Origin of the sequence: Methanothrix harundinacea 6Ac, assembly GCF_000235565.1 — an archaeon.
In the GTDB taxonomy this organism is placed as follows: Archaea; Halobacteriota; Methanosarcinia; order Methanotrichales; family Methanotrichaceae; genus Methanocrinis; species Methanocrinis harundinaceus.
Genome location: NC_017527.1, coordinates 840,698 through 852,797, shown reverse-complemented (window position 1 = coordinate 852,797; position 12,100 = coordinate 840,698). Strand labels below are relative to the sequence as shown.

Genomic DNA, 12,100 nt, shown 5'->3' with positions numbered 1-12,100 from the left:
TTAAGAGGCCTGCGGTAAAATAAGGCCCCGATCTTCCGGCCAGCCCCGCCGACCAGGAAGCGAGGAGAGGGCCACGGGGGGGCCTGAAGCCCCCGGGGCCGGGGAGGTAGGGAAAATCGTGAGAGAGGCCGTCCAGAAGGAGAGGCTGCCCGGGAGATGGACGGAGTTTCCCCTACGAACTGCCGGGCTTAGGACCAGGTGGAGGAGAGAGAACGGGAGGAGAGGAAGGGAGGATAAATGAAGAAGAGGTGGACGCTCACTTGGCGAGCGTCACCTTCTCGATGGTAACCTTGGCGTCCTTGAGGATCAGCTTGATCCCGCCCGCTCCGCCCGCCGACATGGCAAAGGCGGGGGCAGCTCCTGCCGCCGGGGCTGCTGCTGCGGCCGGAGCCGCCGCGGCAGGTGCTCCAGGTTCCTTCGACTTCAGCTTCAGTGACAGTTTCTTGGCCATTCCTATAACCTCCTACACCCTCAAATACAGAGATACTATAAATTCTTACTCCAGTATGCCCTCGTTCTGCAGGTACTCGATCACCTGCATGAACTGGCCCTCGCTCATGTTCAGCTTCGCCTTGATCGCATCGACGTCGATGTCGCCGCCCGTCTCCTCGATGAAGGCGATCACCTGCTCCTCGTACTCCGACGGGTCCTCCACCTTCCAGCCCTCGGTGACCTTCTTGCCGTCGACCTTCCGCTCGACGCCGTCGACGACGGGGTGGTCGACCTTCAGAAGGAAGGCCTTCAGAGCAGCAAGGTCTGGCGCGTCCTCTTCGGTCGCGATCTTACTGAACATCTCGGGGTCGATACCGTCCTTCACCCGCTCCTTGAGCTGCTTCGGCATCCAGACGATACGTCTCCAGCCGCCATCAGCCTGGAGGAACTTCGGCGAGAAGTAGTAGAGAATCCCCATGCCCAGGAACCCGACTACCTGCTTGCCGCCGCCAGCCTGGCCGGCCATGGTCGAGAAGGGAAGACCGTTCGGGGTCGGGTTCCTGAAGTCACGGTCGACGACGCCGATCCCGTCCACCTCGGGCATGTAGAAGCCGATCGTCTCGAAGCAGCCGCAGGAAGTGTGGGGGGCGTCGAAGAAGGTGTACAGAGCCATCCTCGAATACTCGCCGCCGGATCTCGAACCTGCCATCTCGTTCACAGATTCGTACTCGCCGGCGATCTCGTCGATGACCCCGGTCTTGGGGATCGCGAACTGGGGGCCCTCGGGGTCCACCTTCGCCGCAGCACGGCCGTCGAACCAGGTGATGGCTCCGCAGAGCGATGGCCTGTCGGGGGTGACGCAGCAGGCGCTCGTCGGGGCGAAGGCCTGACAGAGAGTGCAGCCGTAGAAGACGTCAACCTCCTCGTCGTGGAGCCCCTTAGCCCGCTCGTCCCTCGCGTGGTAGGCGGCGTGGGCCTGCTCAAGACCCTTCTCCACGGCCGCGGGGTCCGTCAGGACTGTGACCTCCATCTTCTCGATGAAGGGCATCTCAGCCTTGTAGAGGTTCATGACGTTCTTGAAGACCTGCTCAAAGGAAGTTACTCCAGCCTTCTTCAGGTCGAGGCCCGCTCTCATCCAGATCGCATCACGCTGGTTTAAGTGCATCAGGCCGTGGACGTAGGAGAGAAGAGCGTGGTTCCGCCGCTCTATGATCGACTCCAAGTCCTTCTCGATGAGCTCGCCGGCCACCTTGAAGATCATGCCGAAGGGGATGGTGCTACCCTCGGGGATCGCGCTGATGTCGGGGCCCACCACAGTAACCTTACCGTCCTGAACCTCGTTCATCGACCCTGCGACCGAGAGCTCGAAGGCCTTCGCCTTCGGACCGCCCATCTCTACCCAGATATCGCCTTTCCTGATCCGCTCCCCCTCGTACATGGGGGACATGTCCAGTTCGATTTCTTCTGCCATTTCTACAACTCCCGTCTGGGATTCCATGATCAGAACAAAATTCGCATATTTCGAAGCGGCATTCACGCCCATTTCCGCTGATTAGAAACCTCTCACGGACCGTTTTAAGGAAAAATAGAGCCGCTCGTACCCTCCTGAGAGGATGAGATCTTTCAAAGCCTCGATCTGGATGCATGGAAGTCGGAGGGAGGACGAAGGAGGTCAAGAGATCCGTCGCCCGTTTTCGTGGCCCTGTCAGAAGTCCGCAGGCAAACCAGAGGGCAAAGGAGGTCAAGCCATCACCCTCCATATCATCGGTCCATCGTTCTGGCCACTTGAGCCGAGGCTCTGGGGCGGGATCTCCCAGCGATGGACCGCCGGCCTTGACCCCGCCCATCTTCGCCCCCCTCCGCTGCCATACAGAGCTCAAACCCGGATCATCCGAGTTTCATGAGCTCGATCATCTCGATTTTGATCGATCCGCTGGGTCTAAGCGTCGGATCATCCCCCAAAAAATGGGGTGGGAGATCACGCCTTCAGCTTTGCGATGACCTCGTCTACAGCCTCGTGGTACTTCTCCGGGTCGAAGGCCAGGTTTCCGAAGGTCATGTCGGCGTTGACGTGGTAGTACCGGTCGATGGAGACCCGCTTGATATCCCGGTTGAAGTTCTTCAGCGTCGAGAACATGGCGCTGGCGAACTTGTAGAAGATCCCCGTGAAGATCACCACGTCGTACTGGCCCTTCCCGTCCAGCCCCTGCCAGTCCTTGAACCGGAGGTAGTTGGTCAGGGGGTGCAGGCCGATCATGGTTACGTTCTCGGTGTAGCCCCGCTCGACGAAGCCCTTGATGGAGTGGGCGGTGGCCGCAATGGGAACTCCAGTCTTCCCGATGGCGATCGCCTTATCGAACATCACGGGGTCCTCGAAGAGCTCGGCCCCCACCACGAGGAGGGGCCTCTTCGCCTTCTTGATGATGGCCCCAATCACCGCGGTGTTGTAGGCCTTAGCCATCTCAGGCCCCGGGATCTGGGCCATCTCAAAGGGTACAGCGTTCTTGGTGGTGTCGACTGCCATTTTTATCGCCTCCTCACTTCTTCACCCTGATCTTCCTCTCGATGTTCGTCGGGTCGAAGCTGACGTCGGACTTCCGGATCGGGCCGCTGACTATCGCCTTCCTCTTCCAGTCGATCTCCCAGCCGTACTTCGACTCCAGCTCCTTGAGCATATCCTCCTTCCACTTGAGGGGAAGGTCCGAGGCGTGGCGGACGTAGATCGGCCAGTCTGGAGGCATGCAGCCGAAGTACTTCATGCTGATGTCGCAGTAGTGGGTCAGCTTGATCATCCTGCCCGAGTTGTTGTCGCTCGGCCGGAAGCAGAGCTTGGCCATCATCAGCATGCACTCTTCCACCGACTCGGCGACGTAGAGCATGTGCTCCGGAGCGGGCTCGCAGTATACCCGCGAGCCGTCACGGGCGTCGATGATCTCCCAGTCCTCCTTCTTGTCGGTCCTGCCGAGGAACGCTCTCCTGTACATGACGCTGTGGGGCTGGACGACGGCCGGGACCCCGAGCCTGTTGAACCCGGTGGCGATGGAGGCCGCCTTCTGAGACATGGCTCCCCAGGCGACGCCGCAGGCTCCCACCTTGGAGAGGATATAGTCGGCGATGTCGTCGTAGTTAGCCCGCTCGTTCCTCCCGGCGAAGATGGTAGCCACCTTGATAGCAGCGCCGTGGATGTGGGCGTTGGAGACGCAGCTGCCTATGTTGCAGATGTTTCTGCCGTCAAAGCCGCCGGGGAACTGCTCCCAGATCGTCTTGCCGTCCGCGTCGGTGTAGAGGGACATGTCCATCGCCATGCAGCCGGTGGTGGTGACGATGAAGCCTCTGTCCACAAACTCCCGGGCGATGTCGTAGCACTCCTTCGTCCCGTTCGGGTAGTTCGCACATCCTATGATGGCGATGACCCCGGGGATCGTTCCCAGAACCAGAGGCGCTCCCACACGCCTGATCTCCGTGTCCTTGACTGGACCCCTTCCGGCCCTCATCTTGAACTTCTGGTTCTTTATGTACTCCTGGTTGGCGTAGGCGTAGAGGCTGAGGATCGGTATATCCTGGGGACAGGCCTGCTCGCACCTTCGACAGCCGACGCAGATCTCGTAGGTCGAGCTGAGAGGCTCTAGGTTGCCCTTCGCCGCCTCCTGGACGACGTCGCCTATCTTGATGTGGGGAGGACAGACGAACTGGCATGAGTGGCAGTAGGTACAGGACTCGGCGTACTTCTTGAACTCCTCCTCGGTGATGAAGGCCTTCTTCCTCTCATCGGCGCGCTTCGGCTTGACGGCGATGGCGGTCCTGACGCCCACCTCTCCGGCCTTGATCGGGTCGATGATGGCGACGCCCGGCATCCTGAAGTTAACCAGGTCGTCGACGATCTCGTCGACGGGATCGTTCGTCCTGTCGGGGAGGCCGAGCATGATCTTCTCGTTGGTGGCGATCAGGGGCACCTTCTTCTCTTGGCACTCCTGGAGGGCGTTGGTATAGACGCACTGCTCGTCGACCATGACGCAGTCCATGACGTCTGCCTCGACCATCTTCCTCCACCAGCCCATGGCTCCGGCGATCTTGGCCTTGGTCCCGACCATCCTGTACTTCGTGTTGATCTCCTCAGGGTAGCCGAGGCCCTCGCCGATCCTGGTGTTGTCGATGGCCGTGCAGCATACGCCGCCGATGTCGACCTTGTCCCAGAGCTTGTTATCCTCGGCGTAGAACATCGCCTCTGCAGAGCCCGCAAGGTTGTGGCCGTAGGTGATCAGGATCGCCTTCTCCTTGTCGAGGGTCCCCATCCCGCACTCCACCAGGGGAGCGTCCTCGTCACCCCGGGGCATATCGTAGGCGATGATCTGGATCATGTCCGAGACCTCTTTGCCGAGGGAGTCGAGCATCCCGGCGTGGAGGGCCTTCGACTCGAAGTCCCTGTAGTTTCCTTCCTGGCCGGTGTGGGTGCAGGCGAGAAGCTGGGCCACCTGCTCCTCGACGTAGCTGAGGACCGGCCCGAACTCCTTCAGGGTCTTGGGCTTGGTCCCGGTGATCGTCCTCGTCAGAGGCGCGTCCACCAGGATCTCGTCGCCCATCTTGAAGGGGAGGTCTCCGAACTTCTCCAGGGTCCAGTGGTAGAGGTGTCGGCCGTGGGCGCAGTGGGCGGTGCAGCCCATCAGAACGGCGAGGAGGACGATCCTCCCCTGCTGGGCCGCCTGGTCCAGGCCGCAGGCGCCCCTCTTGTCCCCCGTCAGGTCGCAGGGGCCGTAGGTACAGAGGGTGCAACGGTCACAGATGGGCGAGTAAAACACCCTGTACCTGTTTATCAGCTTAAAGTCCCAGTCTCGAAGGGTGGCGATGCTCGGGTACGGGAACGGTCCCATGGGCTGGTCCCACTCCTCCACCTCCTTCACTACCGCGCCGATGTTGATCTGGACATTCTGCATGTCCTCAACGGAGAAACTGCCTTCCATCTTATCCATCATTTCACCTCTATCTGACAAATATCCGCGCGCTATAGTGGGTTAATTGCTTGATATAAACCTTGTGGGATCATGTCATATAAAGTGGATGTATATTTGACATTTAAATCGAATAAATAGGATTTACAAATGGTTGAAAGACCAAATTTAAAAGAATCATTTTACAAAGAAATGGAACAATTTTTTCCGCCATGCCCCAGATAGAAGATAGGATGGAAAACTAATATTTGACAAAATTATGTTAAAATTCTCCCTCCATATGGTGAGAAATTGGAGAAAAATTCGGGCAAATATTTTACATTAATCGATCAGCGGTCGGGAGGGCTCAGTTGGACCCTCCCCCCGCCTTCAACTTCAACGGGGAAAAAGCTCATCGCGGGACGGCAGCTCCGCCAAAATCTCGACCCTACCGCCCCATCAGCACGTCGAGGACCCCCCTCAGGTCTTTCACTGGGATCTGGCCTGGGGCCGCCGGAGCTGTGATGTATCCGTAAGTGAGGACAGAGCCGTATATTGGAGCCAGGGCCCGCAGGTGCCTTCCTACGTCCCCCATCCCCAGGAGGGAGGTGGGGCCTGGGGCGGAGAGGAGGAGGCTCAGAAGGGCCAGGCACTCCTCCAGGGAGGCGGGGGTGAGGGCGAGCTTGGCGATCCCGGCCCCCGCCTCGAAGGCCACTCTGAGGATCGACCCCGCCTCCTCGATCCCCGGCACCCCAGAAAAGTCGTGGTAGGATAGGATCGCCGGCCTATCCACCATCTCCAGGAGGCGGTCGCGCCCCTCGGCCATAACCTCCACGTCGACGAGGTCCGCCCAGGCCGAAGCCTCCGCCAGGATCTCGATCCTCTCGTCCTCCCCGCCCCGGAAGGCGCCCCCCTCCACAGCCCAACGGTTTGTGGCGATGATGGGGAGGGTCGTCGCCTGCCGGACCTCCCGGAGGATCTTCATCCCGTCCCCGGGGATGAGGTCGAGCCTCACCTCCACCAGGTCTGCCCCAAGCCCCTCCGCGATATAAGCCTCCCCGCCGGCGCCTTCACCGCTGAGGACGGCGACGACGGCCGGGACCTCGATCTCCAGGTCCCCGATTTCGAGCCGCCGCCGATGGTGCCTAAGCTCGATCCGATCCCGCCCTTCATGACCTATATCGCCGATCCTCACCTCATCCCTCCCGGCTACCATCTTCCAGCCTCCGTTCAACCGCATCATCGATGCTCTGCCGACCTCACCTCTCGAGGATGCTCTCCTCGATGCTCATCCCGAAGTGGCGGGCCTTCCCCTCGAAGTGGACCAGGACCTCGTCCCCCGGCTGGAGGTCCGTCACCGCCTTGGGTCCGCCGCCTTTGCCGACTAGCTTGATCGTCTCAGCGTTCTGGAGGAGGGTGCTGATCTTTTCCCCATCCACCTCCGCCTCAATGAGCATGAGAGGCCTCTTCTCGATCTTGACCCTGCCGACGACGGCGGTCTTCGTCCCCCCCTCAGCGTCGACGATGGTGACCTCGTCCCCGGCCTTCAGCTCCGATAGATACCGGGTCTTCTCACCGACCTTGACGTAGGCGTGGACCGCCCCCGCATTAACCCGGAAGGGGCGGGCTGCGACGTAAGAGCTCTCCTCGGACTCGCTCTGGACGAGGAAGGCGGCCTTGGACTGGGAGCCGACGAGCATCCCCTCTCCTGGCCGCATCATGGTGCAGGTGTCGACGCAGACCCGGTCCCCCATCCCGACGGGCCTGACGGTGGTGATCCTGGCGATGGATAGGTCCAGCCTCGCCATCCCCGCCTTCTCCGCCAGCTTCTGAACCCTCTTGATCTCCGATAGGTCCGAGGTGTCGAGGAGGATCCCGTCGGCCCCCTTCTCCAGGGTGGCGAAGTCGACCTCCGCCTCCTCGGCGGTCTTGACGCCGCTGATGATCTTCACCTTCGCGCCCTGGAGGCCCGCGATCATGTTCTCGAGGGGGATCACCTTCCAGTCGGTGCCGACGACTACCAGGTAGTCGACGCTCTTGCCCAGCTCCACCGCGAACTCCTCGTACCTCTTCCCCCGGATCTCGACGTAGCCCGCCACCACCCCGTCGGCGGCCCGGGCGAGGCTTATGTCCAGAGAGGCGCCGAGATCCTCGGGGAGGGGGACCGACCCGTCCCCCTCGCCGCCCCGGCCTACGATGAGGATATCCTCGCCCCCCCTCTCGGTGCCGAAGGAGCCGATCCTGATATCGCCGAGCCTTCTTATCCTCTCGACGTCCTCCTGTCTCGCCACCACGCAGTCGAATCCGGACTCGAGGGCGGTGGTGATCCGGGGCTTCATCTCCTCCCAGGGGCCGTCGCTGGCCATCATCCACTTCTCTTTCATGGGTGCCGGAGTATGGGCTAAGGTTACTAATTTCTTTTGGATACCTTCGGAATCCAGACCGCCGCCGGAGTATGTGAAAGGTGCGCTCTTCCGTGCTACTTAATAAGGGGTTCAGACTAGAGGGTATCCCCATGATGGTGATGGCCCCAGGGGGGGAGGTAGGGCGATGACGGAGATGGTCCAGATCCTGATCGAATCGGCATCCACCTCCTTCGGCCTCCTCTCCAAATCCCTGCCGCCGATGGTCCTGGGCCTCATTCTGGCGGAGCTGATCGTGGTCTACGACGCGGCGGAGAGGATCGCCTTCCTCGCGAAGCCGATCACCCGGTTCTCCCACCTCAGCGACGCCGCAGGAGCGAGCTTCATGATGGCCTTCTTCTCGGCGGCGAGCGCAAACTCGATGCTCGCCGGCTACTACCACGACGGGATCATCGAGAAGAGAGAGCTCTTCGTCGCCTCCCTCGTCAACTCCTTCCCCGCCACCACCATGCACTGGAGGGCCCTCCTCCCGGTGCTGATACCTCTCCTGGGGTTTACGGGCCTCGTCTACTTCGGCCTTCTGATGCTGGTGGGGCTCTTGAAGACCGCCCTGGTGATGGCTGCGGGCCGCCTCCTCCTGCCGGGGAGACCCGGAGCCGAGGCCGCGGAGATGGCCCTCGAAGATCTCAGGGGCAGGATCGCAAGCCCAAGGAAGAACCGCCCGCCCCTGGGGGAGGCCCTGAAGATCAGCGCTCGATCTGCCCGCCCCAAGGTGGTGAGGGTGGTGAAGATGACGACGGGGATCATGTTCCTGGTTTCGGTTCTGATCCAGGTGGGGGCCTTCGACCTATTATCCCAACAGCTGAGGGGGATCGGCGGCCTCCTCCCCCTGCCGGCGGCGGGGATCAGCATAATTGCCGCCCAGTTCGCAGGATACGTCGCCGCCTACACCGTGGCTGGGGGCCTTTTGGCGGCGGGAGAGCTCTCCGGGAAGGATGTGGTCGTCACCCTCATGATAGGAAACGTCATCACCAGCGTAGGCTGGGCCGTTCGCTGGCTCATCCCATCCCACGCCGGGATCTTCGGCCCCCGGATCGGGACCGAGCTCGTGATCTGCTCGACGGGCCTGCGGAACGTGATGATGACCCTGGTAGCCCTCGGGGTGATGGCATTCTGGTGAGGCGGGGGGGCCGGAGAAGCTCTTCCGCGATAAGAAGAACCCGAGGGACCGGATCTGAATGGGGAGAAGGCCGGGGCGCAAAGATTGAGGTAGAAGGGAGATGGATGCAGAAAGGCGGCGGCCGGGCATCCCCGCCCGCGAGCCGCCGTCTTCTGGAAGGATATGCCGAAGGGAGACCTTCCGCCCGGGATCACTCCCCCTTCTCTTCAGAACCGGTCCCCGCGACCTTCAGGGTGTACTGGAACGAATCGCCGCTCCAGAAGGACGCTACCTTGATGTAGTAGGTTCCGGCCGAGAGTTCCTCCTCGATCCTGGACCAGGAGTCTTCACCGCTGTCGTCGTCGTAATCGATCTCCTCCTCCAGGTCGTCGTAGAGGTATAGGTAAGAATCGCCGCGGTCGTCCCCTGAGGTCTCAACGACCACCTCCATCGCCTCCTCCAACACCAGGAGGTAGTAGTCGACGTCGTCGCCGGGAATTATACAGCCGGACGCCGTCAGCTCCCCTCCCCCAGTGAGGACCCCCAGCTCCAGGGCATCCTGGGGAGAGTCGTTGGGCTCGTCGTCACATTCGAGGTCCTGGAGGGAGAGGGTTATGACGTACCCCGAGATGGGGTCGCTGCTCCCCGACTGGGCCCTGAGGGCGTACCTTCCGGCGGAGAGGTCGGCGGCCATCTCGCCGTCGCCGCTCTCTATCGGCATGTAGCGGCCTTCGCTCTCGTTGAATCCGTAGAGGACGAGGGAGAGGTAGTCAGAATAGGACCAGAGGTCGTACTCCTCCTCATCCTCCTCGTCCACCTCGTAGGTCTCGCTCGTCACCTTGAGATACCCCTCCGAATCCGGACCTATCTCGAAGAGGAAGAAGTCGGTATCGGCGAGGGGATCGATCGAGCCGGAGAGGATCGTAGTATTGGCCAGGGGACCGAGGATGTTCCCCTCGGTGATGCAGTCGTTCGGCTCGGCCTCGGAGATGACGTTGCTGATGGAGACGGTGTAGTTTCCGGTCTGGGAGAGGATCGAATCTACCCGGAGGAGGTAGGTCCCTGCATCCGCCGTCATCCTCAGGAGGTCCTCGCCGTGGTCGATGTACTCCAAGCTTTCGTCGTATAGGACGAAGCGGAGGGCCTTGGTCATATCAGAGGAGATGACCAGCTCGGCGGTAGGAGTCTCGACGGCGAACTTGAACCAGTCGATCTCGCCGGGGTATGCGAGGTCGGCCCTGGAGGAGATCGCCTCGCCTCCCGCCCCGATCACCCCGAGGTCTGTCGCGGGATGAGCGCCGGCGACGTCGGGAGCCTGGTCTTCCGCCGAGGCGATAGAGATCCCTCCAGAGAGGAGAAGGATCGCCAGAATTGCCATCAATTTGGCCTTCATGTAAGCACCTCTTTTTGTAGTAATGGGTATAATATCCTATATTTAATTAGTCCGCTCCGGCGAGTTCGCCGGCCTCATCGGGCCTATTTCGGCCTCCATACGCACTCCTATCATCCATTGTCCCGATCTGCTCTTCAAATAAAAGCCGGAATCGACTGGAAAAACAGTGAATCTTTTTATAGGTTCGGCTCCAGTTCATCGCCAGGGGGAAAGATCGACGAGGCGATCCCTATCCTTCTGGAAGCCCCCCGATGCCTTCGGATCCTTTTGTCTTCCTGAGGCTCTTAGATAGCTATATCTAAAGCCGTATCGATAAGGATCGATCGATGAAGGTCGACCTCGATCAGATCCTCGCCCTCGCTGGAGACCTGGCCGATGAGAGGAACCGAGACCGGTTCCGCCGCTTCCTCCTCGAATCGACGAAGGACGCCGACGCCATCGTGGAGCTCCTCGCCTCGGCGGCGTTGGTCTTTGACCTCGAGCATGATATCGCCCTCCGGGACCTGGTGTGGGCCCTCGGAGTTCCCCTCGGCTTTTCGCCGGGCCCGGGGTTTGATGGAGAGTGGATCTCCCCCTCGGGGGTCCACCTCCTCCTCGAGATCGTCCGGAAGGGGGAGACCCCGGACCTCGCCGCCGTCGCTCGGAGGATTGAAAGGATCGAATCGGCCGCCTCCGCCCCACCGGCGGGGGAGGCCGGCGATCCGACGGCCGGGGTAGAGGGGGAGGGGCGGAGGGAAGGGGCGGAGGCGGCGGAGAGGGAGGGGGAGGGAGGAGAGGAGCTGAGCGCCCTCGGCCTTCTAGTCGCCGACGACTCCGAGGTCCTCCGGGTCGAGGAGGCGATCCTGGAGGGGGACGAGGCGGGGCAGCTCCGGACGATCTCGACCTCGGCCCTCCTCGCGATAGCGAAGATGAGGAGGGACTACCGCCTCACCCACGGGGACGTCCTCCTCCTCCTCCTCACCTCCGGCCCCTCCGTCGACCCGATCATCGACCTCCTCGCCCGGGTCGTATCGAGGTGCGAGGAGGAAACTCCGACCCTGGAGGAGATCGCCCAGATCCTGGGCCCCCTCGGCCGGGGCGGCGAGGCCGGACCTGAGGAGGCCCTCGCCGACCTGATCGACCAGAGCAGGTACTATGCCTACGGGGGCCGGGGCGGTGGCAGAAGGGAGAAGGGACGATGAGCCGATAATAAATCAGGTCGCCGATGGTGGAAACGGACGGAGATGTGAGATAGGAGAGGAGGAAATTCTTCGGGGACGGCAGGGCTCGATCGAAGATTTCAAGGCGTATCGCTCCTCGATAGAGATAATAAACGATTCGTCCGCTGTCTTTCGGCGATCTAGCTCTTGAGATAGAACTTCCGGCGACTTTGAGCTCTTCAGACCCTCCGATGGTGGTCGAATATCAGAACCGGCACCGCAAACCTCCTCCTCCCCGACGACCTGGAGGAGAACGGGATCAGGGCGCTGGAGCTGGCCTACGAGATCCAGCCCGAGAGCTACGAGGAGCTGATCTCCCTGCGGGGGATGGGGCAAAGGAGGGTCCGGGCTCTCGCCCTCATCTCCGAGCTGATCTACGGTGCCGAGACGAGCTGGAGGGACCCGGCGAGGTACAGCTTCGCCCACGGGGGCGAAGACGGCCACCCCTACCCCGTCGACCGGGAGACCTTCGACTGCTCGATATCGACCCTCAAAGAGGCGGTTGAGAACGGGAAGCTCGACCGGAGGGAGAAGTACGACGCCATCAGACGGCTGGAGAGATGTATCGATTTAAGTTGAGGTTGAAGGATTATTCAACTTGAATTCCTCATAAATATTATTCGTCATTT

General features: G+C 61.3%; 10 protein-coding genes. 3 read left to right on the top strand and 7 right to left on the bottom strand.

Translation table 11 applies throughout. From position 1 onward, the window contains the following. Window positions 1–256: 256 nt before the first annotated feature. The 6 genes from MHAR_RS13635 to MHAR_RS04060 all read right to left on the bottom strand — a co-directional run bounded on the left by MHAR_RS13635 (window position 257) and on the right by MHAR_RS04060 (window position 7,741). Window positions 257–451: a hypothetical protein gene (locus tag MHAR_RS13635; RefSeq protein WP_048144340.1), complete on the bottom strand. Its 195-nt coding sequence runs from the start codon at window positions 449–451 to the stop codon at window positions 257–259. Between the two features lie 45 nt (window positions 452–496). Further along, window positions 497–1,903, bottom strand: a complete 1,407-nt coding sequence (cdhC, locus tag MHAR_RS04080) for a CO dehydrogenase/CO-methylating acetyl-CoA synthase complex subunit beta (RefSeq protein WP_048144339.1) — start codon at window positions 1,901–1,903, stop codon at window positions 497–499. Between the two features lie 507 nt (window positions 1,904–2,410). Then, a complete protein-coding gene (gene cdhB / locus MHAR_RS04075; protein WP_014586348.1) occupies window positions 2,411–2,956 on the bottom strand; it encodes a CO dehydrogenase/acetyl-CoA synthase complex subunit epsilon in 546 nt (181 codons plus the stop codon). 13 nt (window positions 2,957–2,969) lie between these two features. Continuing rightward, window positions 2,970–5,399 carry a CO dehydrogenase/acetyl-CoA synthase complex subunit alpha gene (gene cdhA, locus MHAR_RS04070; protein WP_014586347.1) on the bottom strand — a complete coding sequence of 810 codons (2,430 nt, stop codon included), beginning with the start codon at window positions 5,397–5,399 and terminating at the stop codon, window positions 2,970–2,972. 406 nt (window positions 5,400–5,805) lie between these two features. Continuing rightward, entirely contained in the window at window positions 5,806–6,600 is a 795-nt protein-coding gene (locus MHAR_RS04065; RefSeq protein ID WP_014586346.1) for a type I 3-dehydroquinate dehydratase, read from the bottom strand. Window positions 6,601–6,616: 16 nt separating this feature from the next. Continuing rightward, the gene (locus tag MHAR_RS04060) at window positions 6,617–7,741 is read right to left on the bottom strand and encodes a 3-dehydroquinate synthase II (RefSeq protein WP_014586345.1); all 1,125 of its coding nucleotides are present in this window, start codon (window positions 7,739–7,741) and stop codon (window positions 6,617–6,619) included. A gap of 166 nt (window positions 7,742–7,907) precedes the next feature. On the opposite strand from MHAR_RS04060, the gene MHAR_RS04055 reads away from it, so the two are divergent. Then, window positions 7,908–8,900, top strand: a complete 993-nt coding sequence (locus MHAR_RS04055) for a Nucleoside recognition domain protein (protein ID WP_014586344.1) — start codon at window positions 7,908–7,910, stop codon at window positions 8,898–8,900. 190 nt (window positions 8,901–9,090) lie between these two features. On the opposite strand, the gene MHAR_RS04050 is transcribed toward MHAR_RS04055, so the two are convergent. Continuing rightward, entirely contained in the window at window positions 9,091–10,272 is a 1,182-nt protein-coding gene (locus tag MHAR_RS04050; protein ID WP_014586343.1) for a hypothetical protein, read from the bottom strand. A 326-nt stretch (window positions 10,273–10,598) separates the two neighbouring features. Between MHAR_RS04050 and MHAR_RS04045 the strand changes: the two genes are divergently transcribed. Both MHAR_RS04045 and MHAR_RS04040 read left to right on the top strand, forming a co-directional pair. Continuing rightward, window positions 10,599–11,453, top strand: a complete 855-nt coding sequence (locus MHAR_RS04045) for a hypothetical protein (protein ID WP_014586342.1) — start codon at window positions 10,599–10,601, stop codon at window positions 11,451–11,453. 222 nt (window positions 11,454–11,675) lie between these two features. Beyond that, window positions 11,676–12,050 (top strand): DUF763 domain-containing protein, encoded by a 375-nt coding sequence (locus MHAR_RS04040; RefSeq protein WP_081472260.1) that lies wholly within the window; start codon window positions 11,676–11,678, stop codon window positions 12,048–12,050. Window positions 12,051–12,100 lie beyond the last annotated feature (50 nt).

Coding starts and splice junctions, on each gene's coding strand:
- MHAR_RS13635 (WP_048144340.1), bottom strand. CDS start 451: ATGGCCAAGAAACTGTCACTGAAGCTGAAGTCGAAGGAACCTGGAGCA.
- cdhC (WP_048144339.1), bottom strand. CDS start 1,903: ATGGCAGAAGAAATCGAACTGGACATGTCCCCCATGTACGAGGGGGAG.
- cdhB (WP_014586348.1), bottom strand. CDS start 2,956: ATGGCAGTCGACACCACCAAGAACGCTGTACCCTTTGAGATGGCCCAG.
- cdhA (WP_014586347.1), bottom strand. CDS start 5,399: ATGGATAAGATGGAAGGCAGTTTCTCCGTTGAGGACATGCAGAATGTC.
- MHAR_RS04065 (WP_014586346.1), bottom strand. CDS start 6,600: ATGATGCGGTTGAACGGAGGCTGGAAGATGGTAGCCGGGAGGGATGAG.
- MHAR_RS04060 (WP_014586345.1), bottom strand. CDS start 7,741: ATGAAAGAGAAGTGGATGATGGCCAGCGACGGCCCCTGGGAGGAGATG.
- MHAR_RS04055 (WP_014586344.1), top strand. CDS start 7,908: ATGACGGAGATGGTCCAGATCCTGATCGAATCGGCATCCACCTCCTTC.
- MHAR_RS04050 (WP_014586343.1), bottom strand. CDS start 10,272: ATGAAGGCCAAATTGATGGCAATTCTGGCGATCCTTCTCCTCTCTGGA.
- MHAR_RS04045 (WP_014586342.1), top strand. CDS start 10,599: ATGAAGGTCGACCTCGATCAGATCCTCGCCCTCGCTGGAGACCTGGCC.